The sequence below is a fragment of the Flavobacterium sp. AC274 genome, assembly GCF_979258275.1.
Window position 1 is genome coordinate 4194431 of record NZ_OZ409852.1, and the last position, 22620, is coordinate 4217050.

A 22620-nucleotide genomic window follows, 5' to 3' on the forward strand; every position below is an offset into this window, starting at 1 on the left:
ATGAATTTTAAACACCTCTTATTAATAACAATAGCATTATTAATTTCTTCATGCGCAAGCACAATTTCAACCACAGAAAAACAATATAAAATAACAAACACCTCAAAACTTAAATCAGAATGGAATTTTAATTCCAAAGAATGGATTCTTGCAAGTGATACTTTAACAGGAACCGGAGGACCAATGCATTGGGGCGTTATAGAATCTAAAAAACAACTTCCTAAAAACTACGAAATCAATTTTAAAGTAAACATGACAAAAGAATCTTTATTTGAAGTTATGTTAAACATCGATAAAGAAAACTACATCAGAACTTATCTTTATAAAATTGATCAAAATATAGTAATCGGTAAAGGCACCTACAAAAAAGGAAGCGATGAATATAATAAGCGCGGCGGCCCAACTTTATTTAAAAAAGCATTAAAATTAGAAAATAATAAATGGTACGCTGTCAAAATAAGAGTGGTAAATAATCAATTATTCTATTCCGTTGATAACGAAACTATATTAGAATGTTCTCTGGAAAAAAGCAATCTGAGCCAAAAAGGAAAGCTGGGATTTATAACAAACGGAGAAGCCAAAATAATTGATTTGACGATTAAAGCCATTCAATAAATAACATTTTGAACTAAATAAAAACACAAATTCCACTAATTTACACAGATTAATTTTCGTGTAAATTAGTGGAATTTGTGTTATATAAAATTATCTAATTGCCTAATTGACAAATTATCAAATTAATTTTCTTCATCCATATTATGCGACTTTCCGTAGTTGCGCCATTTCTCAATACAATCCTGAAAATCCTGAGGTAATTCAGTATCAAAACGCATCATTTCGCCTGTATTTGGATGCACAAAACCAAGTGTTTTAGCGTGCAAAGCCTGACGTGGCAACGCTTTAAAACAATTTTCAATAAACTGTTTGTATTTTGTAAACGTAGTTCCTTTCAAAATCAAATGACCACCATAACGCTCGTCATTAAACAACGGATGCCCAATGTGTTTCATATGCGCACGAATTTGGTGCGTTCTTCCCGTTTCTAACCTACAAGAAATCAAGGTTACATAACCGAAGCGTTCCAAAACTTTATAATGCGTAATAGCAGGTTTTCCAATTTCAGGATCAGCAAAAACCGCCATTTGCATGCGGTCTTTTAAATGTCTGGCAAGATTTCCTTCAATCGTTCCTTCTTCTTCGGCAACATTTCCCCAAACAAGGGCAATATATTCACGTTCAGACGTTTTAGCTTCAAACTGTTTTGCTAAATGCGTCATTGCGGCTTCCGTTTTGGCAACAACCAAAAGTCCGGATGTATCCTTATCAATTCTATGAACCAATCCTGGGCGTTCGCTGCTGTTCATTGGCAAATTATCAAAATGATGTGCCAAAGCATTAACCAAAGTTCCGGTATAATTTCCATGACCCGGATGCACAACCATTCCCGGTTCTTTATTAATCAGCAAAAGTGCGTCGTCTTCATAAACAATATTCAATGGAAGATCTTCCGGCAAAATATGGTTTTCAAACGGCGGATGCGATAACATAACCGTCACGACATCAAAAGGTTTAACCTTATAATTTGATTTTACCGGAATATCATTTACAAAAATGTTTCCTTCAGTTGCGGCGTTCTGAATTTTATTTCGGGTCGCATTCTGAATCAAATTCATTAAATATTTGTCAATACGCAAAAGCGCCTGACCTTTAGGTACCTCAAATCTAAAATGTTCGAATAATTCGTCTTCCAGATCTAAATTTTCAATATTATTGTTCATCTTGTGGGGTTTCTGCAGGCACTGCTGTACTATCTGTCGCCTGACTTTCATCTACATAAGTCGCTTTTCCGTCTCCTAAAACCAAATCAATTTTAGAAGCTTTCAATACACGATCTCCAACTTTTAAGTTTCTTCCTTTATAACGCATTTCCAAAACCATATCTTTTCCTAAGTTCGGAATATAAGTAATCGTTCCCTCTTCAAGCCCTAAAGCTTTCAAAGTAGGAACCGCTTCACGATACGTTTTTTCGATTAAATCCGGAATTCTAACAGAAGAAAAACCGGAAGCATTGATTTTAATATATATTTTTCGACCTACTTTTACTTTCGTTCCCGGCAACGGATCTTGCTCAACAACACTGTATTTAGGAAATCCGCTTCGGTAATCAACACTATCCAAAAGCACATAATCAAGGTCTAATTCATCCAATTTTGATTCTACTTGCTCCTCCGTCAATTTAGACAAATTCGGAACCGTAATTTCATGTCCGTGATCAGTTGTAAAAGTCAGCCAATGCATAAACAAATAGCCTAAAACGGCAATAATAGCAGCCGCACCCAATACTTGTAAAAAAACACACGGCTAGTTAAATACTTACGTAAACTCATAAATTTATTTTTAGTTGTCGCAAAGATAAAGCTATTTCGTTTCAAAAAAATGATAATTTTGTTTTAAGTAATATTAGTAATACTATGTTACCATTATTAAAAAAATTTGGATTTTGGAATTTCAAAATTTGGAATTTCATTTTTCAGAAGCTGTTTCCTGCTGTCCGCTGTATCTTTTCCTGGCTAAAAAAGCCAGAAAAAGGATGCCGCTCCCATCAGGGCTAGGGCTTTAGGTTTCATAAGACGTTCTTTTTTATAAGACATCGTTTTGTCAGACTGAACGAAGTCGAGAATTTGTGACAAAAAAACCTGAAACCTGAAACAAAATAAAACTTTAAACAAAAATATAAAAATGAAAAACATAGCCATTATAATGGGCGGATATTCAAGCGAATATAAAATCTCACTTATCTCAGGAAACGTAGTACACCAATATCTTGACAAAACAAAATACAACGGATTCCGCATTCATATTTTTAAAGAAAAATGGGTTTATGTAGACGAAAACGACGCTGAATTTCCAATCGACAGAAATGATTTCTCTGTTACAGTAGACGGAAAAAAAATCACTTTTGACTGTGTTTTCAATGCCATTCACGGAACTCCGGGCGAAGACGGATTAATGCAGGCCTATTTTGAATTATTAGGCATTCCGCAATCATCATGCGATTATTACCAATCGGCGCTTACATTCAACAAACGTGATTTACTATCGGTTTTAAAACCATACGGAATCAAAACGGCAATTTCTTATTACTTAAATAAAGGTGACGAAATCAATACAGACGAAATCGTAAAAAAAGTAGGTTTGCCATGTTTCGTAAAACCAAACAAAGCCGGTTCAAGTTTCGGAATCTCTAAAGTAAAAACCGCTGCCGAATTGCCAATCGCTATTGAAGTGGCTTACAAAGAAGACAACGAAATCATCATAGAAAGTTTCCTTGACGGAACAGAAGTTTCTGTAGGCGTAATCAATTACAAAGGAGAAATTAAAGTTTTACCAATCACAGAAATCGTTTCAGACAATGATTTCTTTGATTACGAAGCAAAATATGAAGGAAAATCACAAGAAATCACTCCAGCAAGAATTTCAGACGAACTAACACAAAAAGTGGGTGAAACTGCCAAACGTGCTTACGAAGTTTTAAAGATGAAAGGTTTCTCAAGAAGCGAATTCATTATTGTAGACAACGAACCACATATGCTTGAAATGAACACTATTCCGGGTTTAACAACCGAAAGTTTGATTCCGCAACAAGCCAAAGCAGCCGGAATTTCTCTTGAAGATTTATTCACCAATGCGATTGAATTAGCACTTGCTTAAAAGATGTTAAGATAGTAAGGTTCTGAGGTTCTAAGACTTCAGAACCTTTTTTAATATAATAAAAAAACTTAGTAACTTAGAATCTAAGAACCTTAGCAACTAAAAGAAATGAAAGAAATCTTTGAATGGAATAGACTTTTTTTTAACGAGCTCCCCGAAATTTTTATTCTGGAAGTAATATTTCGTTCAACTGTAATGTTTACTATTTTACTGCTTACGCTAAAATTGGCAGGTAAAAGAGGTGTAAAACAATTATCAATTTTCGAAACTGTAATTATTATTGCACTTGGATCAGCAGCCGGCGACCCGATGTTTTATGAAGATGTCGGAATTGTACCCGCAGCAATTGTCTTCTTGACAATCATTATTTTATACCGCGCTGTAACCTGGCTTACCGGAAAAAGTAAAAAATTTGAAGAATTTATAGAAGGAAAAACCGAATGTTTAATTCAGGACGGAAAATTTTCTATATCGAGTTTCAAAAAAGAAACTTTGGCGCAGGATGAATTTTTCTCAGAACTTCGTATACGATCCATTGAACATTTGGGTCAGGTAAAACATGCTTTTATAGAAACCAGCGGAGAAGTAAGTGTGTTTTTTTATGAAGATAAAGAGGTACAATTTGGTTTGCCAATTTTGCCAGCTGCATTCAATAAAAAAAGCAAAATTATTGCAACCGATGGTATTCATGCCTGTACTTTTTGTGGCCATACCGAAGAACAAAAACCCGGAACTGCCAGATGTAAAATCTGCAAAAAAGAAGAATGGGTTCCCGCAATAAAAACACTCAGAATAACTTAGAATAAATTACAAAATTCAAAATTCAAATTCCAAATTCCAACAACAAAGCTTCAAAACATTTTAATTTTATTTAATCATCTTTGAGCCTTTACAACTTTGAACCTTAAAAAAAATGAGAAAAGCCATATTCCCTGGATCATTTGATCCCATTACACTTGGTCACGAAGATATTATCAAAAGAGGAATTTCACTTTTTGATGAAATCGTAATCGCAATTGGTGTCAATGCCGAAAAAAATACATGTTTTCACTTGAAGAAAGAAAACGTTTTATAGAAGAAACTTTCAAAAATGAACCAAAAATATCTGTTATTACTTATGAAGGTTTAACGATAGATTTAGCCAAAAAACTAAAAGCAAATTTCATATTAAGAGGTTTACGCAATCCAGCCGATTTCGAATTCGAAAAAGCCATTGCACACACCAACAGAAAGCTGTCTAAAATAGAAACTGTCTTTTTATTAACTGCAGCAAGTACCTCTTACATCAGTTCAAGTATTGTGCGTGATGTATTGCGAAATGGTGGTCAGTATGAAATGCTGGTTCCGGATGCGGTTAGGGTGAAGAAATAGCCAATCTAAACGCATAAATTATACGATCCGTTCCTACGGAACTCAAATACGATTTGACTTATTATCCAACAGAATAAATTCCGTCGCTACAAAATGTTCAGAGCCTCGGGCTCTCTATTCAATAAGTTCCGGAGGAACGATTTATTTTGTAGCGACGGATTTTAATCCGTCATGAGCGAAAGCATTTTTTTAATCCAATCCCAAAACATAAACTTGCAAGCGAATGCAATTATAAGTAATTTCGCATTTTTAAACAAACAGAAATAATGAGCATCGAAAGAGAATTAAACAAACGCAGCGGATCTAAATGTGAACTTTGTGGAGCAGAGGAAAACCTAAAAGTATATCAGGTATTACCAACTCAAAAAGGCGGACTTGACGAAAGCATATTTGCTTGTGCAACTTGTATTGACCAAATTGAAAACCCTGATAATGTAGATTTAAATCACTGGAGATGTCTTAACGACAGTATGTGGAATGAAAACGTTGCTGTACAGGTTGTTGCCTGGAGAATGTTGAGCCGTATGCGCGCTGCAGGATGGCCACAGGAATTACTGGACATGATGTATTTAGACGAAGATACTCTTGCATGGGCACAAGCAACCGGAGAAGGTGAAGATGACGAAAATAAACTGGTTCACCGCGATAGTAATGGTGTAATTTTAGAACACGGAGATTCTGTCGTTTTAATTAAAGACCTTAAAGTAAAAGGATCAAGTATGGTGGCCAAACAAGGAACTGCTGTACGTAACATTCGTCTGGATCACGAAAACGCCGAATACATTGAAGGAAAAGTAGACGGACAACAGATTGTGATTATAACGCAATACGTGAAGAAGATATAGTTTTTTTTGAGGTTCAAAGGCTCAGAGTTGCAAAGGAACAAAGTTTTTTGTTTCTAAGATTCTAAGGTTTAGAACCTGAAACTAAAAAACCTGAAACCTGAAACTAAACAAAAAAGGCTATTCAAAATCTGAATAGCCTTTTTTAGTTTTATACTTGAAGTAAATTATTTTTGGAATAATTTATTGATTTGATCTTTTACGAATGGCTCAGAAACACTGCTTGTTGCAGAAGTAGCTTCTTTGCTTGAAACCATAAACTGAACTGTAGCTTTCTCAGGAAGAACACTTCCTGTGTAGTGCAACCAGATATAGTTATTAGGTAATTCTAATTTAATATCATACAAAGGGCTTGCAGTAAAGCCTCCCATGATAATACTATAAAGGCTATTGTAATCGTTGTTTACATTTTTAAATGAAAACTTTCTCATTGGTGAAGAATCGTCATCGTTTTGAATACTTGTGTAATAAACAGTATATTCATCTCCAATTTTTTGAATATAGTTGTTATTTACTTTTCCTAATTTTTCAACAGGAACAGTCTCAAGAACCTTAATCTGTGCAAACGAAACAACACTAAAGAACAAAGTGGCAAGGGTAATAATCTTTTTCATAACGGAATTTGGGGTTAATTTGTACTACTATAATAAACGCCGAAATTATGAAAAATTACTTCTAAAAACACTCTTTTATTAACATTAAATTGTGATTTTTGTTTAAATTTATTTCAACTTAAGGCAAAAATATTGCAACTTTTTAATTATCAATAAATTATACGCAAAATTTTAACTCTAAAGCGTGTGCCTTTAATTAAAAAATCTGATTGTTTTTAAAATTTAACGCTCTTCTTCTTTCTTCACAACTTTGCGGGCAACTTCAATTTTGAACTTTTTCCCTTTCATTTTCTCATCTTTTACGTTTTTAAGCAAGTCTTTTACTTTATTGTATTTTACAGCTGCAAACGAAATAAAATCTTTAACTTCGATCAAACCCAAATCGCCTTTTTCCAGTTTTCCTTTTTGAGAAAAGAAACCAACAATATCAATTTTATTCAGTTTTGTTTTCTTTCCTCCACTAATATATATAGTTTGATATTCTGGTGGTTTTGGTAAAGTAGTTGCATTTTCTACATTCAAAACATCCATTCCGTAATCAATATAATCTAATTGTTTTTCACTTTCGTGAATAATGATATACGCCGTTCCAGAAGCCTGCATACGTGCCGTACGACCGTTACGATGTGTAAATTCATCTTCTTTTAAAGGCAAATGATAATGAATTACGTGTTTCATTTCCGGAATATCCAGTCCACGTGCCGCTAAATCTGTTGTGATTAAGTAACTCATACTTCCATTTCTAAACTGAATCAAAGCACGTTCCCGTTCTTCCTGATCCATTCCGCCGTGATAATAAGTAGAATAAATTCCTTTTTCGTTTAAGGTATCACTAATACGTTCTGCGGCATCGCGATGATTGCAAAATATAATAGCCGATTCTGATTTCAGCGAACAAAGTAAATTGAACAAACTTCCTAATTTATCTTTTGCTGGCGAAACCACCATTTTCATCGAAAGATTTGCTTTTTCTTCTTCCTCAGGAATAAAATCTAAAACCGTTGGATTGATAACTCGCGTATATCTCGGAATCTCAATATCTGAAGTTGCCGAAACCAAAACACGTTTGTTTAGTTTTGTTAATTTACCAATGATATAAGACATTTGCTCATGAAAACCCAATTGCAATGATTTGTCAAATTCATCCAGAATTAAAGTCTGAATTTTATCTGTTCTAAAAGTATCTCTATCGATGTGATCTGCAATTCTGCCCGGAGTTCCTATTAAAACTGCCGGAGGATTGCTTAAATTTTTGATTTCAGTATCAATGGAGTGTCCGCCGTAGCAGATATTTACTTTGTATTGCGTTCCCATTTTTTTCCAAACCTGCTCGATTTGCAAACCTAATTCGCGTGAAGGCACTAAAATTAAACACTGAACCGAAAGAATTTCGGGTTGCAATAATTCTAAAACCGGAAGTAAAAAAGCCAATGTTTTTCCTGATCCTGTTGGTGAAAGCAGTAAAACATTATTATCGTTCAAAATTGCATCCTGAGCAACTTCTTGCATTTCGTTCAGGCTTTCAATGCCTAAATTCGAAAGTATATTATTGGAATGGTGATTTTTATTCATTTTGCAAAAGTAGTTAAAAAAAGTTGTTTCAGGTTTTTGTTTGTTTCAGGTTTGATATACTGTGCGTTTTTTACCGCAGAGTTTAAAAAGGTTTTTCGCAAAGTTCACAAAGCTGTACGTATGCAATCTTAGCGAAGGCAAAGTTCGCAAAGTTATATTTACAAAGCTTTGCGATCTCTGTGTTTGTCAACACAATCTATTATAAAAAACTTAGCGAACTCTGCGGTAAAAAAACGCACAGCATGTCAAACTTTAAACCTGAAACAAATTTTACCGCAGAGTTTGCAAAAGTTTTTCGCAAAGTTCACAAAGTTGGGCGTATACAATCTTGGCGAAGGCGAAGTTCACAAAGCTATATTTACAAAGCTTTGCGAACTTTACCTTTTATAAAAGCTTTATAGTAAAAAAAACTTTGCGTCCTTTGCGGTAAAAATGCCAAAGTTGCTCTACTCCTACTTCAACCTGAAACAAATAAAACTTTATATTTGACTTTTCTATTAAAACCAAAACCATGAAACTTTTTACCATTATCATTTCACTTTTCACAATAATTATTTCCGCTCAAAACAATAAAAAATACGATACTTTTTTTGAGAAAGGAAACGGAAATCAATCTGCTTCTTATCCCGAAACTATAGCCTATTTCAAACTTTTGGCTAATGATTTTCCAACGATTCAAATGAAAGAAATGGGATTAACCGATTCCGGTGAACCTTTGCATATGGTAGTTTATAATCCTGAAAAAGAATTTGATTTTGAAAAAATCCAGAAAAACAAAGCGGTTCTATTTATCAATAACGGAATTCACGCCGGAGAACCTGACGGAATCGACGCAACAATGCAATTTTACAGAGATTTAGCAACGGGAAAAATGAAAGCTCCAAAAAATACGGTTCTGGTTTGTATCCCTGTTTATAATATTGGCGGTGCTTTAAACAGAAATTCAACCACAAGAGCCAATCAGGACGGACCGGAAATTTATGGTTTTAGGGGAAATGCCAGAAACTATGATTTGAATCGAGATTTAATGAAATCTGATACCCGAAACACAAAGAGTTTTGTAGAAATTTTCCAGAAAATAAATGCCGATGTTTTTATCGATAATCACGTAAGCAACGGTTCTGATTATCAATATAAACTAACCTATATTATGACACAGCATAATAAACTGGGAACCGTTTTGGGCGATTTTATGAATAACGAAATGATGCCGGCTTTGGTCAAAGATTTACAGCAAAAGAAAATCGAAACAACTCCTTATGTAGATTCTTTTAAAGATACACCAGACAAAGGTTTCGGTCAGTTTGTGGATAGTCCGCGTTATACAACGGGTTATACTTCGCTGTTTAATACAATTGGTTTTGTGGTGGAAACGCATATGCTAAAAAAATATACCGAACGTGTAAAAATGACGTACGAATACATGAAATCTACAATGGATTTTACCGATGCCAATTATCAGAAGATAAAAGAGCTTCGAGTGAAAAATCTCGAACAATATCAACCCAAAAAGTCATACACTTTGCAATGGGAACTAGACAGCACAAAAGCAACTACTTTTTCGTTTTTAGGATATGAAGCGGGTTACAAAAAAAGCGAAGCCACAACCGGAAATCGTTTGTATTACGACCGAAGCAAACCGTATAAAAAAGATGTCCCGTATATCAAAGAATTCCAATCGGTAAAAGATGTTGTTATACCTTCTGCTTATATCATTCCGAAAGGTTATTGGAACATTATTGACCTTTTGAAGAACAATAATATCTCATTTAAACAACTTAAAAACGATACGATTATTGAGGTTGAAAGTTATAGAATTGCCGATTTTAAAACAGCTACAAATGCTTATGAAGGGCATTATATTCATAGAAATACAAAGATTACTTCTAAAATAGTAAAAATAACTTTTGCCAAAGGAGATTACTTGGTTCCAACAAATCAAAAAGGTGTAAAATATTTAGTTGAAGCTTTTGAACCGGAAGGTGTTGATTCTTTCTTTAATTGGAATTTCTTCGATCCTATTTTACAGCAAAAAGAACATTATTCTGAATATATTTTTGAAGATACGGCAGCGAAATTATTAAAGGATAATCCACAATTAAAAGCCGAATTAGAAACCAAAAAACAATCTGACGGAGAGTTTGCTAAAAATCCTGAAGCACAGTTGGACTGGATTTATAAACACTCTGTTTATTATGAAAAGGCGTATTTGCAATATCCTGTTTATCGATTGCTTTAATTTTTTACCGCAAAGTTCGCTAAGGTTTTTTGTTTTAGCTTGAAATGCTTTGTGTAGAGGTTAAGATCGCAAAGCTGTGCGTGAAGATCTTTGTCAAAGTTTTAAACTTTGACAAAGATTAGATAATTATCATTTGAAAAGTAAAAACTGCAAAATCTAAGTCAATAAAAATTACATTAAATATGAAAAATATCTTTATAACTCTTTTATTATTACTGTTTTCAAATTTATCATCTGCACAAAAATTAATTTCGGGCGAATATGATTCAGGAATGAAACTTTCGTATGATGCATCTTCGAATATTCTGACTGGTTATTTTGAAAGTTATACCGGTTTGGATGAACAAACCCAAAATCCTAAGTTTTCCTGTATTTTTTATATTGAAGGAAAAGTTACGGGAAAGAAATTCTCGATTAAAACGTATTATCCGGAAGATAAGAAAGACGATATTATTTCAGGCACAATTGAAATAATAAACAATAAAACCATAAAAATCAAACTTCCCGAGGAACATGGAGGTTGCTGGAATGTGCAGCATTTTGCCGATAAACCTGAAGAATTTGGTTTAGATAAAAAAACAAACTGGACACAAATTCGTTATATCGACAAACCAAAATCTTTCTTTTATAAAGATCAATCAAATGCTAATCAAACAAAAATATATTTAGTAAAAGGAGATGTTGTTTGTATTGAGAAAATAGAAAACGACAAAGTATTTTGTACTTATTTCGGAAAAAAGATAACGAAAGGCTGGATTAATATTAGTGATTTGAATAAAGTATAATTATGTAATAGATTTCGTTTACTAGCACGAGGAATCAAAAGAAAACTAAAAATGAAAAAAAGTTGCTTTTATTTTTAATATTAAATCTCACAAATTTTGTTTATTGTCAGGAAAATCTATTTGATGACAAATATAAAAATGAGACGAAATTGGTGATTAGCTATATTTTTAGAAATTTTCTACAAGAAAGTAATATAAATATTGATAAAACTGCAACAATTGTCGAAGTTAATAACTGTACTTCAACTTACGATTCACCAATGCTATACAGCAATGAAAAAGAATATGTCCGTGAATGCATTAAAAACCCAAAAATTAAATATTGGACAGAAGATTTCTTTCCTAATTGTAAAATTATTGAAAGCAAAAAAATTGATGAAATTTTTAAAGACAACGCAAATGGTTGGAATGAATTTCAAAAACAATATGGAGGCTCAATTGCTCAATTTTCTTCTCCCATATTTCTAAGAAACTATGAAATTGTGATAATCAAATTTTCAATAACTTCAGATTATCTTGCAGGATTGGGATATGAAGCCATTTTTATAAGAAATGGTGATAACTGGGAAATATCTGCCTGTAGTTGGGATAATTAAAAACAACTAAAAATCTCACCAGCTAACGCGAGCCCCAATCTGGCGCTAGCGGAAAACCTGAAACCTGAAACTTGAAACAAAACCACTCTCAAAGTGCAGCTCCGCATGAGGGATAGAAGCAAGCTACCGAAGTAGCGCGGATAGCCCGACAGCAATTAAGAAAAGGCCTAATGAACGCAAAGTTGATTAGGCCTTTTTTTAATTGGTGGCATGCCCAAATTATTTTAAATCTCAATTTTTAAATTCCAAATTCCAATTCCAAATCTGAAACTTAATTACGGTCTATATTGGAATTTGGAATTTAAAAATTTTGGAATTTATTACTGCAATTGATTCTCTTCTTCAAAAAGCAACTTGATATTTTCGTAGGAGTTTTTTAAGGCTTCTTTGATTTGTTCGGGATTTAGCCAGGCTACTTTTTCGATGCCTTCGTTTTCCTGACCAACCGGAGTTCCTTCAAAATCAGATTGCATTTCGAACCAATGCGTGATTTTGAGTTTGTATTTTCCGTTGCGTTTAAAAACGTGATAGGTTTTTTCGAGTTTATTTGTGATTGTGAGTTTGCCTACGCCAGTTTCTTCTTCGACTTCGCGCATGGCGGTGTCTTCAATTTCTTCGCCTTTTTCGATTCCGCCTTTTGGTAAATCCCATTTTCCGTTTCTGAAAATGAATAAAACTTCACCTTTTTTGTTGTAAACTAATCCTCCGCCGGCTTTATTTACGGGAATTTTAGCTTTTAAGGTCTTCATGATTTCCTTTTCGTCAGGATAATACAAATAAGCCTTTTGAATTTTATTTTGAAACATTTTCACTATAAGATGCTCAATATCAATACTCTCTAACAAGAACAATTGAAAATCGGTCTCTTTTGAGATTTCATTTGTCAAAAAAAGTGGTTTGTCGTTCACAAAAACTTTATACATTTGTACTATGATTTTTAATAAAGATACTGCCGAAAAAACAGCCGAATTACTTTTGCAAATAAATGCAATTAAATTGAATCCAGAAAATCCTTTTACATGGGCTTCTGGATGGAAATCTCCTATTTATTGTGATAATAGGTTAATTCTTTCATTTCCGGCTATAAGAAATTACGTTCGCGACGAGTTTGCGAAGAATATTGAGAAACAATTTGGGAAACCAGATGTAATTGCCGGAGTTGCCACCGGAGCTATTGGAATTGGTATACTTGTTGCTGAAAGCCTTGGATTGCCGTTCGTATATGTGCGCCCGGAAGCGAAAAAACACGGAAGACAAAATCAGGTTGAAGGATTTTTGCAAAAAGGTCAGAACGTGGTTGTCGTAGAAGATTTAATTAGTACCGGAAACAGCAGTTTAATGGCTGTAGAAGCTTTACGCAACGAAGGTGCTAACATTAAAGGTATGGCGGCAATTTTTACCTACGGTTTTGGCGTTGCCGAAGAGAACTTCAAAAATGCAAATATCGATTTGTTTACGTTAAGCAATTACGAAAATTTATTAGACTTAGCCGTTCAAAAACAATACATTACCGAAGATCAACAGTCGACTTTACAGGAATGGAGTGAAGAGCCATCGACGTGGATGCAGGAGGAGGAATAATTTTAGATTTTAGATAAGAGAAGCAAGATGCAAGATTTTGGAATTTGGAATTTAAAAAATTGGAATTTATTTTAATTTTAGCTTTGCGAACTTTTATTCATAAAGATTTACAATCAAAATCAAAAAAGAACCTTGCGCACTTTGCGGTTAAATAATTTTAGATTTCAAATTGTAGATTTTAGATTTACTTTTGATTTAACAAAAAAATAAAAAAATAAAAATATGAACTTAGAAAGTCCAAAAGTTACTGTTCAGAAATCAGCTCAGGATTTATTTGATTTATTGACTGATGTAAAGAATTTCGAAAAATTAATGCCGGATAATATTGCTAAATTTGAAGTAATTGGCGAAGATGCTTTTATTTTTGGACTGAAAGGTATGCCGGAAATAAAATTAAAAATGAAGGAAAAAGTAGCGCCAAACAAAATTGTTTTGGGTGCAGCAAGTGATAAACTTCCTTTTACTTTAGTTTCGAATATCGAAAGTGTTTCTGATGCTTCAAGCGCTGTTCAATTGCAATTTGAGGGTGAATTTAACCCAATGATGGCCATGATGATTAAAGGGCCAATTAGCAAATTCATTGAAACTTTGGCCACTAATATGACCAAACTTTAATGGTGAATTGTTAATTGTAAATTATAAATTTTGAAAAGCCTGATCTTAATGATTGGGCTTTTTTTATGCCATAGATTTCAGTGATTCAAAATGATTTTTCACGCAGATTTTGCAGATTAAGCAGATTTTTATCTCGCGCAAAGACGCAAAGTTTCTATTTGACAATCCTAAATTATATATAAAAAAACTTAGCATCTTAGCATCTCAGAACCTTAGTAACTTAGTATAGCATTTGAACTTCCTTTATATCGAATTCTGAAACAGAATCATCTTCTAATAAAATTTGAATTTTTCCGATGGAAGAAACGCCCTGAATAATTCCCATGAAGTTTTGCCCGGCTCCATTTTTAAACGGCATTGGAATTCCTTTTTTAAATAAAGTATTGAAATATTGTTTCCAAAAATCGGTTGAATTGGTTTCCCATAATCCTATTTTCTCTTGTATTTTGTCGATGATTAAAGCAGGAAGAATATCTTTATCAAATGTGTTTCCGGTAATTACTGCCAATGAAGACGCATGTGGCAATTCGGTGAAGTTGGTTTGATTTACATTTAAGCCTAATCCAACTACTGACACGATTCTGCCATCACTTTTGAGGGTGTTTTCGATAAGTATGCCACCAATTTTTTTATTGTATGACATAATGTCGTTAGGCCATTTTATACTTAAATCGGGAATATCAAAAGATTTTAACGTTTCAATTACGGCTAATGAAACTACAATACTCAGATTAAAAACCTGTTCATTATTATATAGAAAATCCTTTACCAAGGCACTCATAATTAAGTTTTTACCTGATTCAGACTGCCATTTCGAACCCATCTGCCCCTTGCCTTTTGTCTGATTTTCAGCCGTTACGACGGTAAAATTATCAAGCTCGTCCTGACTTGCTAAAGCTTTTAGGAAATCGTTTGTAGAATCTATGGCATCGAGTTTGATTAGTTTCATTAAAATAATTTATTTATACTTAATTTAATATTTTGTTAAGGTTCAAAATTAATCACAAAAATTGGTAACTTTACAAAATCATATAAAATAATTCATGGCGAAAAAGACTATTAATAATGATGTTCTATTGGCGAACATAATCAAAGGGATTGAAGAAGTAAAGGGAAATGATATCGATATTCTTGACTTAAGAGAGATAGACACGGCTGTTTGTGACTATTTTGTTATCTGCAACGGTAACTCTAACACTCAGGTTAACGCCATTGTGAATTCAATTCAAAAAACAGTATCAAAAGACTTAAAAGATAAACCGTGGCACGTAGAAGGAACCGATAACGCGGAATGGGTTCTTATGGATTATGTGCACATCGTCGTACATGTTTTCCAGAAACACATTCGTGAATATTACAATATCGAAAGCCTTTGGGGTGACGCCAAAATAACTACAATCGAAAACAAATACTAAAGAAAATTTCTTCTAATGGCTAAAGATAATAATCCAAATCCGAATAAATTTAAAATAAGTCCCTGGTTAATATATACTGCAATACTTCTAGTTTTTTTATTTATAAGTTTTGCAACCGGTGGATCTAACTTAAGCGAACCTGCTCAATTAACCTCTTCTAAATTCAATGTATTATTAGAAAAAGGACAAATTGAAAAAGTGATCGTTTATAATAAAGCTGAAGCTGAAGTATACTTAAATGCTGCAGCTCTTAAAGACGCTGCCAATAAAAAAGTAGCTAAAGATATTTTTGACAGACCAAATAAAGGTCCTCATTATACTTTAGAAATTGGTAACGACCAAATTTTTCAAACTAAATTAGAAAAAGCGGTTGGCGAAGGCAAACTGAAAGATTTTAACTTCCTTCAAAAAAACAATTGGAGCGATATTTTAATCAGCCTTCTTCCTATCATCATTATTATTGGTGTATGGATTTTCATTATGCGTAAAATGTCAGGCGGCGCTGGTGGCGGTGGCGGACAAATTTTCAATATTGGAAAATCAAAAGCAAAGTTGTTTGACGAAAAAACTGACATCAAAACTACATTTAAAGATGTAGCTGGTTTAGAAGGTGCAAAAGAGGAAATACAAGAAATTGTAGAATTCCTTAAAAACCCTGAAAAATATACAAATCTTGGAGGTAAAATTCCAAAAGGTGCCTTACTTGTAGGACCTCCCGGAACTGGTAAAACCTTGCTTGCAAAAGCGGTTGCCGGTGAAGCTCAGGTTCCATTCTTCTCATTATCAGGTTCTGATTTTGTTGAAATGTTCGTAGGTGTTGGTGCTTCACGTGTTCGTGATTTGTTTAAACAAGCTAAAGAAAAATCTCCTGCTATTATTTTCATCGACGAGATTGATGCTGTTGGTAGAGCAAGAGGAAAAAGTAATATGTCTGGCGGAAACGACGAGAGAGAAAATACTTTGAACCAGTTATTAACAGAAATGGATGGTTTTGGTACAAACTCAAACGTAATTGTTTTGGCTGCGACAAACAGAGCTGATGTTCTTGATAAAGCTTTAATGCGTGCCGGTCGTTTTGACAGACAAATTTTTGTTGACTTACCGGACATTCGCGAAAGAGCTGAAATCTTTAAAGTGCACTTAGCTCCTATCAAAAAAGTTGAAGGTCTTGATTTAGATTTCTTAGCGAAACAAACTCCGGGATTCTCTGGTGCTGATATTGCAAATGTTTGTAACGAAGCTGCCTTGATTGCTGCCCGTAACAACAAAGCTGCAGTAGATAGACAAGATTTTCTAGATGCTGTTGACAGAATCATTGGAGGTCTTGAAAAGAAAAACAAAATTATTACCCCAGAAGAGAAAAGAGCAATCGCAATTCATGAAGCTGGTCACGCAACTGTAAGCTGGATGTTAGAGCATGCTGCACCGCTTATTAAAGTAACTATTGTACCTCGTGGACAAAGTTTAGGAGCTGCATGGTACTTACCTGAAGAGAGACAAATCGTGAGAACAGATCAAATGTTGGACGAAATGTGTGCTACTATGGGTGGAAGAGCTGCTGAAAAGGTAACTTTTGACAGAATTTCTACGGGAGCATTAAGCGATTTAGAAAAAGTAACACGTCAGGCTCGTGCGATGGTAACAATTTATGGTTTGAATGATAAAATCGGAAATGTTACTTATTATGATTCAAGCGGACAAAGCGAATATAATTTCTCTAAACCATATTCTGATGAAACTGCGAAAGTTATTGACAAAGAAATTTCAGAATTAATTGAAGGTCAATACCAAAGAGCAATTCAAATTTTACAGGAAAACAAAGACAAGTTAAATCAGTTAGCTGATATATTAATTGAAAAAGAAGTTATCTTTAAAGATGACTTAGAAACGATTTTCGGAAAACGTACTTTTGACAAAAACTTGGAAGAAGTAGTTTCGTAAATTATTCAGGAAATATACATTATTTATTAAAATCTTAATTCAAAATAGCCTTTTGAATTAAGATTTTTTTATCTTTGAACGTTTTCAATTAACATGTAAAGTATTTCATATAAAAATGAATTTTTTCAAAAAATATTTGGTTCCAGCGACGCCGCTTCTGATGAAGAAAACGAAAGTGAATATGCAGGCTCTCCCGTTCAGGATAGTCATTTGTCTATAGATGAAAGATTCATTTTTAATTTCAAGAAAAATGGCGGTAAATTTTTGTATTGTGAAAACAAACAGGAAGTAGCTGAACAGTTTGAAAATATCCTTGAAGAAAACGACTGGTTTGAAAAAGAAGTTTTATGTTATGAACCTGCCTTATTTAGCTTATTAGAAGAAAATAAATTATCATATCTTTCTCCTTCAAATCCAAAATTTTTATTTGCAACCTGCGAAAATTTAATTGCTGACGAAGGATCTATTTTATTTTCATCAAAACAAATCAAACAAAATAAACCAAACGAACTACCTCCAAACATTGTTATTGTAGCCACAACAAGCCAGATGCTGCCAATGAAAAGTGATGGACTAAGCGCTATTAAACGCAAATACGAAAGAGACTATCCTACCAATATCACCACCATAAAATATTTCGAAAAAGCAAAAGAAGAAGATTTTACACAATACGGAAGTGTTGCCAAGAATTTGTATTTATTGCTTTTAGAGGACCTTTAAGATGAATGAAACACTCAAGAGAACCATTTCTGGTGCTGTTTATATCGCTTTACTTTTAACTTCAATTCTGTTTTCTACAGAGAGCTTTATCATTCTTTTTGGTATATTTCTGGTCATAGCAACTTATGAATTTTGTAATTTAGTAAAAATCAACAAGTACTTTGCTATACTATTTGTTTCGCTTTTTTATTCAATTGTATCTTTAATCAGTTTTTATAGAACTGAAACTGAAGGTTACATCAGTAAAATTTTAAAAGAAAGCACCCTTCTTACCGTTAATACAGATAAATTATTCACTGTATTACTCATTATTACATTAATTATTTCCATAAAATGTATCGTGTTTCTGTTTGATGATACTCAGATTATAAGTAAAGTATCAAAATACATTTACTTAATTGGATACATAATGTTACCATTTCTTTTTATAGTCAAAATTTCTTTTGGAATTGCAGCTTATAATCCAAAAATCATAATTGGTCTATTTATCTTAATCTGGACAAATGACACTTTTGCTTATTTGGTTGGTAAGTCTATGGGAAAACATAAATTATTCGAACGTATTTCTCCTAAAAAAACCATTGAAGGTTTCTTTGGAGGAGTTGTTTTTGCGGCTTTTGCAGGTTTTTTAATTTCTAAATTTTATATTCAGCCTACTCCTGAGTTTAGCAATAAATCTATTTTAATATGGATGATAATTGCCCTCATTGTTAGTGTTTTTGGAACTATAGGAGATTTGATTGAATCAAAATTTAAGAGAATTGCAGGCGTAAAAGACAGTGGTTCGATAATGCCGGGACACGGAGGTGTTTTAGATCGATTAGATAGTGTTATATTTGTAGCACCAGTTATATATTTATTTTACCAAATTTTATATTATGTTTCATAAAGAGGGAGGCCCATCCATTTTATTAGGTACTGTTTTTGCAGTTGCTGTGCTTTTAATTGCTGACAAATTCATTGATATTACCTGGCTAAGAATGCTGGTACAAATTGCCGGCGTTGTAGTTTTGATTATCATTTTGCAATTTTTTAGAAATCCTAAAAGAATCGCAATCAGAAACAGCGATCACATTCTTGCTCCGGTAGACGGGAAAGTTGTGGTAATTGAAGAAGTTTACGAAGGTGAATTTTTTAAAGACAAACGTTTACAGGTTTCTATCTTTATGTCGCCTATAAATGTGCACGTTACGCGTTATGCTATGGACGGTATTATTAAATTTAGCAAATACCATCCGGGAAAATTTTTAGTAGCATGGCATCCAAAAGCAAGCGAAGAAAATGAAAGAACAACGGTTGTAATTGAAAATGAAACTTTTGGACAAATATTATACAGACAAATTGCAGGTGCTTTGGCGCGTAGAATTGTAAACTACGCTCAGGAAGGAATGCAGGTTGTTCAGGGTACTGATGCCGGATTTATTAAATTTGGTTCTAGAGTAGATTTATTTTTACCTTTAGGTACAGAAATTAATGTAGAGTTGAACCAAAAAGCAATTGGCGGTAAAACCATTATCGCTACAAAAGCATAAATGACTCAAAAAGATTTAGATACTCGCTTTTTAGAGGCTGTAGAAACTGCTTTAAAAATGACTCAGGCCTCGCTGCCGCAAGATGTGCAGCTAAGGCTTTATGCGTATTACAAACAGGCAACTTTTGGAACCGCAGTATACAATCAATCTGAAAATTTTGATTTGCGCGATGCGTTCAAAACAAATGCATGGATACAAATTAGTCATATTTCGATTGATGAAGCAAAAGAAAATTATATTGCAATAATTAATTCTCTAACATCAAAATAATTTCTATCATGAAGAAAATCATCACCTGTTTGACAATTTCGGCTTCATTTTTAATATTATTTTCTTGTAACGACAATAATAAGCTAACTGAAGTTGTTGAAGTACCTTTGCCAACAAAGGAGGAAAAAATAACCATTGGTTCTCCAGACGAAGTAAAAGCAGAGCCTGGTTCTTTTGGACTGCTCAAATTACCTTTTTCTTACGATGCACTGGCTCCCGAAATTCGTTCTCTTACTTTAGAAACGCATTATTCGAAACATTATGTATCGTACACAAATAATCTGAATAAAGAGATTGTGTCTACGGAGTTTGAAAATATGCCAATTGAGGATATTTTAAAAAAGTTAGATCTTAATAATGCCAAGCTTCGTCAAAATGCAGGTGGGTATTACAACCACACGATGTACTTTAATCTTTTAACACCTAAGGAACAAACGCCTCAGGATACTTTAGCCGGATCTATCAATAAGGAATTTGGTTCTTTTAATAATCTTACTAATCAGTTTAAAGGTCAGGCGACAAAACAATTTGGTTCTGGCTGGGTTTGGCTGGTAGTTGATAAACTGGGAAAACTTCAGGTAACTACTACCGAAAATCAAGACAATCCGTTGATGCGAAATGCTTTGGTTCCGGGAACTCCAATTTTAGGGATTGACTTATGGGAACATGCTTACTATCTTGACTATCAAAATAGAAAAGGAAGTTATATTGATGCTTTTTACAAACATATCAATTGGGAAAAAGTAAACGAAAACTACATAGAAGCCTTAAAAAAGGTTCGAAAAGTATAAAAGAAAAAAGCTGATACAAATTAAGTATCAGCTTTTTTTATGTATTAAAAGTTCTCGACCACGCCCGAACTGAGAAATCTATTTTAACTCATAAATAAATGATTCTGAAGGACTAATTTTAACTCTTGCAATTCCTTCTCCATTTGTTACTTCTAACTGAATAGAACTCTTTTGATATAATTGATCTGTTAGCTGATATTTTCCATCTTTTAAACTCCATTTTAAAATAATATCTGTTGGAATCTTCAAATCAAATTCACTTGTTTTTTCAGATGAAAAATTTGTAACTATTATTAGTTTTTGGTTTTGTGACCAACGAACATACGAATAAATAGATTCGTCGTAACCTGGATTATTCTGACGGTTTACAGATTGAATTTCCTGAAAACTCCCCATTAAAGCAGAACTGTTAATAGAAAAATTCAATAATCGCTTGTAAAAATCACGTAAGTTTTTTTCTGATTCAGAAAGTTGCCCTCCATCAAATTTTCCTTCATTCATCCAGCGTTGATGATTTGGAACTCCAATATAATCAAAAATTGAAGTTCGGGAACGCGTACCGAAACCTGCATTTTCATTTCCGGCCTCTCCTACTTCCTGACCGAAATAAATCATTGTTGGTGATGTGCTGATTGTCGTAGAAACCACCATTAAAGGTTTTCCTCTTTCGGGTGTTCCTGCAAATTCAGGACTTGCCAAACGTTGTTCGTCATGATTATCCAAAAAATGCAACATATGATGCTCAATATCCGACATTCCTTTTTGAATATCCGATAATCCATCCGGCGACGATTTCCCTCTAATTATATCTTTTAGTTTGTCATAAGTCTCTACTTTATCATACAAATAATCCATTTTCCCTAAACGAATGTAATTGCGATATTCATTTGGATTATAAACTTCTGCCAATAAAAAAGCATCAGGATTCTTCATTTTGATAGCCGAATTCATATAACTCCAAAATTCATACGGGACCATTTCGGCCATATCATAACGAAATCCATCAACTCCTTTTGCTGTCCAATACAAAGCGATAGACTTGAATTTTTTCCAGGAATCGGGAACGTCTTTATCCTGCCAAAAAGCAAAATGTTCTTGATATGACTTTTGATCAAATCCCGAAGGAAGTTCAGGAAAATCTTTTGAGCCATCCGGACGAATTCCGTAATTTACTTTTACGGTTTCGTACCAATCATTTTGATCCGGTTTTACCTTTCGAGATCCATTTCCTGTCCATTTAGCAGGATTTTCATCAAAGAAACCGTCAACCATTGGATTTTTTTCTCCGTTTAAAGGAATATCTCCATCCGGGATTTCAAAATGATTTTTCGGTATATAATAAAAATTATTATCGCGACTATATTCTACATTTATATTATCATCGGCACCAAAATCTTTAACTCCTTCGGGATTATTTTTTCCTTCGTATTTTCGGGCAATATGATTGGGCACAATGTCTATTATTACTTTTAAACCTGCTTTGTGTGTGCGGGCTATTAAAGCCTCAAATTCCTGCAATCTATTTGCCGGATTAACAGCCAAATCAGGATTTACATTATAATAATCTTTTACCGCATATGGCGATCCGGCGCGGCCTTTTACTACTTCGGGATCATCATTTGAAATTCCGTAAGCTGTATAATCCCTAACCAAAGCATGATGCGGAACTCCGGTATACCAAATATAAGTAACGCCCAAATCTTTAATTTCATGAAGCGCTTTATCTGTAAAATCATTAAACTTTCCTACTCCATTTTCTTCAATTGTTCCCCAAGGTTTGTTGGTTGTATTTTTATTTCCAAATAAACGTGTAAAAACCTGATATACTACAATTTTCTTATTTGTAGTATTTTCTTCATTTGCTGTATTCATTCTCAAATCGTTTGTTTTACATGCCGAAAATAGCATTGTTGCAGCCATTCCTGCAACCAAAATTCTTTTATTTATCATAATCCACTTTAAACTCCAATTTTTAAATTCCAAATTCCAATCTTAATAAAATGAAATTAGTTTTTATAGGCTTAT

The 22620-nt window shown here is 33.6% G+C and carries 22 protein-coding genes and 2 pseudogenes; 17 read left to right on the forward strand and 7 right to left on the reverse strand.

All coding sequences use genetic code 11. The features are described 5' to 3' along the window. Entirely contained in the window at positions 1-615 is a 615-nt protein-coding gene (locus tag ACZZZT_RS18980; protein ID WP_463461556.1) for a hypothetical protein, read from the forward strand. A 122-nt stretch (positions 616-737) separates the two neighbouring features. On the opposite strand, the gene ACZZZT_RS18985 is transcribed toward ACZZZT_RS18980, so the two are convergent. Then, entirely contained in the window at positions 738-1778 is a 1041-nt protein-coding gene (locus tag ACZZZT_RS18985; RefSeq protein WP_463461557.1) for an RluA family pseudouridine synthase, read from the reverse strand. Next, positions 1768-2387: pseudogene (locus tag ACZZZT_RS18990) on the reverse strand (PASTA domain-containing protein). Before ACZZZT_RS18990 ends, ACZZZT_RS18985 begins: the two are co-directional and overlap by 11 nt. 352 nt (positions 2388-2739) lie before the next feature. Here ACZZZT_RS18990 and ACZZZT_RS18995 point away from each other — a divergent pair. From ACZZZT_RS18995 to ACZZZT_RS19010, 4 genes and pseudogenes are all read left to right on the forward strand, one after another. Next, the gene (locus ACZZZT_RS18995) at positions 2740-3711 is read left to right on the forward strand and encodes a D-alanine--D-alanine ligase (protein WP_463461558.1); all 972 of its coding nucleotides are present in this window, start codon (positions 2740-2742) and stop codon (positions 3709-3711) included. Between the two features lie 108 nt (positions 3712-3819). Then, on the forward strand, positions 3820-4512 hold the full coding sequence (locus ACZZZT_RS19000; protein ID WP_463461559.1) for a DUF421 domain-containing protein: 693 nt from the start codon (positions 3820-3822) through the stop codon (positions 4510-4512). A 112-nt stretch (positions 4513-4624) separates the two neighbouring features. Next, positions 4625-5082: pseudogene (gene coaD, locus ACZZZT_RS19005) on the forward strand (pantetheine-phosphate adenylyltransferase). Positions 5083-5348: 266 nt separating this feature from the next. Further along, entirely contained in the window at positions 5349-5927 is a 579-nt protein-coding gene (locus ACZZZT_RS19010) for a PhnA domain-containing protein (RefSeq protein ID WP_302095490.1), read from the forward strand. 164 nt (positions 5928-6091) lie between these two features. Here ACZZZT_RS19010 and ACZZZT_RS19015 read toward each other — a convergent pair whose 3' ends face one another. Both ACZZZT_RS19015 and ACZZZT_RS19020 read right to left on the reverse strand, forming a co-directional pair. Then, the gene (locus tag ACZZZT_RS19015) at positions 6092-6538 is read right to left on the reverse strand and encodes a hypothetical protein (protein ID WP_042564278.1); all 447 of its coding nucleotides are present in this window, start codon (positions 6536-6538) and stop codon (positions 6092-6094) included. A gap of 222 nt (positions 6539-6760) precedes the next feature. Further along, positions 6761-8110, reverse strand: coding sequence for a DEAD/DEAH box helicase (locus ACZZZT_RS19020; protein ID WP_042564277.1), 1350 nt, complete (start codon positions 8108-8110; stop codon positions 6761-6763). Positions 8111-8621: 511 nt separating this feature from the next. On the opposite strand from ACZZZT_RS19020, the gene ACZZZT_RS19025 reads away from it, so the two are divergent. From ACZZZT_RS19025 to ACZZZT_RS19035, 3 genes are all read left to right on the forward strand, one after another. Further along, the gene (locus tag ACZZZT_RS19025) at positions 8622-10349 is read left to right on the forward strand and encodes a M14 family metallopeptidase (RefSeq protein ID WP_463461560.1); all 1728 of its coding nucleotides are present in this window, start codon (positions 8622-8624) and stop codon (positions 10347-10349) included. Positions 10350-10531: 182 nt separating this feature from the next. Further along, positions 10532-11134, forward strand: coding sequence for a hypothetical protein (locus ACZZZT_RS19030; RefSeq protein WP_463461561.1), 603 nt, complete (start codon positions 10532-10534; stop codon positions 11132-11134). 62 nt (positions 11135-11196) lie between these two features. Further along, positions 11197-11730, forward strand: coding sequence for a hypothetical protein (locus ACZZZT_RS19035; protein WP_463461562.1), 534 nt, complete (start codon positions 11197-11199; stop codon positions 11728-11730). Between the two features lie 320 nt (positions 11731-12050). Here ACZZZT_RS19035 and ACZZZT_RS19040 read toward each other — a convergent pair whose 3' ends face one another. Then, entirely contained in the window at positions 12051-12653 is a 603-nt protein-coding gene (locus ACZZZT_RS19040) for an NUDIX hydrolase (RefSeq protein ID WP_463461563.1), read from the reverse strand. A gap of 7 nt (positions 12654-12660) precedes the next feature. Here ACZZZT_RS19040 and pyrE point away from each other — a divergent pair, with 7 nt between their 5' ends. Both pyrE and ACZZZT_RS19050 read left to right on the forward strand, forming a co-directional pair. Continuing rightward, entirely contained in the window at positions 12661-13311 is a 651-nt protein-coding gene (gene pyrE, locus ACZZZT_RS19045; protein ID WP_042564270.1) for an orotate phosphoribosyltransferase, read from the forward strand. 222 nt (positions 13312-13533) lie between these two features. Beyond that, positions 13534-13926, forward strand: coding sequence for an SRPBCC family protein (locus tag ACZZZT_RS19050; protein WP_115845136.1), 393 nt, complete (start codon positions 13534-13536; stop codon positions 13924-13926). 220 nt (positions 13927-14146) lie between these two features. Here ACZZZT_RS19050 and ACZZZT_RS19055 read toward each other — a convergent pair whose 3' ends face one another. Next, positions 14147-14875, reverse strand: coding sequence for a biotin--[acetyl-CoA-carboxylase] ligase (locus tag ACZZZT_RS19055; RefSeq protein ID WP_463461564.1), 729 nt, complete (start codon positions 14873-14875; stop codon positions 14147-14149). 94 nt (positions 14876-14969) lie between these two features. On the opposite strand from ACZZZT_RS19055, the gene rsfS reads away from it, so the two are divergent. From rsfS to ACZZZT_RS19090, 7 genes are all read left to right on the forward strand, one after another. Next, complete coding sequence (gene rsfS / locus ACZZZT_RS19060; RefSeq protein ID WP_042564267.1) at positions 14970-15341, forward strand: ribosome silencing factor; 372 nt, start codon at positions 14970-14972, stop codon at positions 15339-15341. 15 nt (positions 15342-15356) lie between these two features. Next, positions 15357-17282, forward strand: coding sequence for an ATP-dependent zinc metalloprotease FtsH (gene ftsH, locus ACZZZT_RS19065; RefSeq protein ID WP_042564266.1), 1926 nt, complete (start codon positions 15357-15359; stop codon positions 17280-17282). A gap of 102 nt (positions 17283-17384) precedes the next feature. Next, positions 17385-18002: a lactate utilization protein B/C gene (locus ACZZZT_RS19070; RefSeq protein ID WP_463462468.1), complete on the forward strand. Its 618-nt coding sequence runs from the start codon at positions 17385-17387 to the stop codon at positions 18000-18002. Position 18003: 1 nt separating this feature from the next. Beyond that, complete coding sequence (locus ACZZZT_RS19075; protein WP_463461565.1) at positions 18004-18891, forward strand: phosphatidate cytidylyltransferase; 888 nt, start codon at positions 18004-18006, stop codon at positions 18889-18891. Further along, positions 18881-19534: a phosphatidylserine decarboxylase family protein gene (locus ACZZZT_RS19080; RefSeq protein ID WP_042564263.1), complete on the forward strand. Its 654-nt coding sequence runs from the start codon at positions 18881-18883 to the stop codon at positions 19532-19534. Before ACZZZT_RS19075 ends, ACZZZT_RS19080 begins: the two co-directional genes overlap by 11 nt. After that, positions 19535-19804 (forward strand): acyl-CoA-binding protein, encoded by a 270-nt coding sequence (locus ACZZZT_RS19085; RefSeq protein ID WP_463461566.1) that lies wholly within the window; start codon positions 19535-19537, stop codon positions 19802-19804. Positions 19805-19812: 8 nt separating this feature from the next. Then, positions 19813-20595, forward strand: a complete 783-nt coding sequence (locus tag ACZZZT_RS19090) for a superoxide dismutase (protein ID WP_042564261.1) — start codon at positions 19813-19815, stop codon at positions 20593-20595. 78 nt (positions 20596-20673) lie between these two features. Here the strand turns inward: ACZZZT_RS19090 and ACZZZT_RS19095 are convergent, their stop codons facing one another. After that, positions 20674-22545 carry an alpha-amylase family glycosyl hydrolase gene (locus tag ACZZZT_RS19095; RefSeq protein ID WP_463461567.1) on the reverse strand — a complete coding sequence of 624 codons (1872 nt, stop codon included), beginning with the start codon at positions 22543-22545 and terminating at the stop codon, positions 20674-20676. Positions 22546-22620: the final 75 nt, after the last annotated feature.

Coding starts and splice junctions, on each gene's coding strand:
- ACZZZT_RS18980 (WP_463461556.1), top strand. CDS start 1: ATGAATTTTAAACACCTCTTATTAATAACAATAGCATTATTAATTTCT.
- ACZZZT_RS18985 (WP_463461557.1), bottom strand. CDS start 1,778: ATGAACAATAATATTGAAAATTTAGATCTGGAAGACGAATTATTCGAA.
- ACZZZT_RS18995 (WP_463461558.1), top strand. CDS start 2,740: ATGAAAAACATAGCCATTATAATGGGCGGATATTCAAGCGAATATAAA.
- ACZZZT_RS19000 (WP_463461559.1), top strand. CDS start 3,820: ATGAAAGAAATCTTTGAATGGAATAGACTTTTTTTTAACGAGCTCCCC.
- ACZZZT_RS19010 (WP_302095490.1), top strand. CDS start 5,349: ATGAGCATCGAAAGAGAATTAAACAAACGCAGCGGATCTAAATGTGAA.
- ACZZZT_RS19015 (WP_042564278.1), bottom strand. CDS start 6,538: ATGAAAAAGATTATTACCCTTGCCACTTTGTTCTTTAGTGTTGTTTCG.
- ACZZZT_RS19020 (WP_042564277.1), bottom strand. CDS start 8,110: ATGAATAAAAATCACCATTCCAATAATATACTTTCGAATTTAGGCATT.
- ACZZZT_RS19025 (WP_463461560.1), top strand. CDS start 8,622: ATGAAACTTTTTACCATTATCATTTCACTTTTCACAATAATTATTTCC.
- ACZZZT_RS19030 (WP_463461561.1), top strand. CDS start 10,532: ATGAAAAATATCTTTATAACTCTTTTATTATTACTGTTTTCAAATTTA.
- ACZZZT_RS19040 (WP_463461563.1), bottom strand. CDS start 12,653: ATGTATAAAGTTTTTGTGAACGACAAACCACTTTTTTTGACAAATGAA.
- pyrE (WP_042564270.1), top strand. CDS start 12,661: ATGATTTTTAATAAAGATACTGCCGAAAAAACAGCCGAATTACTTTTG.
- ACZZZT_RS19050 (WP_115845136.1), top strand. CDS start 13,534: ATGAACTTAGAAAGTCCAAAAGTTACTGTTCAGAAATCAGCTCAGGAT.
- ACZZZT_RS19055 (WP_463461564.1), bottom strand. CDS start 14,875: ATGAAACTAATCAAACTCGATGCCATAGATTCTACAAACGATTTCCTA.
- rsfS (WP_042564267.1), top strand. CDS start 14,970: ATGGCGAAAAAGACTATTAATAATGATGTTCTATTGGCGAACATAATC.
- ftsH (WP_042564266.1), top strand. CDS start 15,357: ATGGCTAAAGATAATAATCCAAATCCGAATAAATTTAAAATAAGTCCC.
- ACZZZT_RS19075 (WP_463461565.1), top strand. CDS start 18,004: ATGAATGAAACACTCAAGAGAACCATTTCTGGTGCTGTTTATATCGCT.
- ACZZZT_RS19080 (WP_042564263.1), top strand. CDS start 18,881: ATGTTTCATAAAGAGGGAGGCCCATCCATTTTATTAGGTACTGTTTTT.
- ACZZZT_RS19085 (WP_463461566.1), top strand. CDS start 19,535: ATGACTCAAAAAGATTTAGATACTCGCTTTTTAGAGGCTGTAGAAACT.
- ACZZZT_RS19090 (WP_042564261.1), top strand. CDS start 19,813: ATGAAGAAAATCATCACCTGTTTGACAATTTCGGCTTCATTTTTAATA.
- ACZZZT_RS19095 (WP_463461567.1), bottom strand. CDS start 22,545: ATGATAAATAAAAGAATTTTGGTTGCAGGAATGGCTGCAACAATGCTA.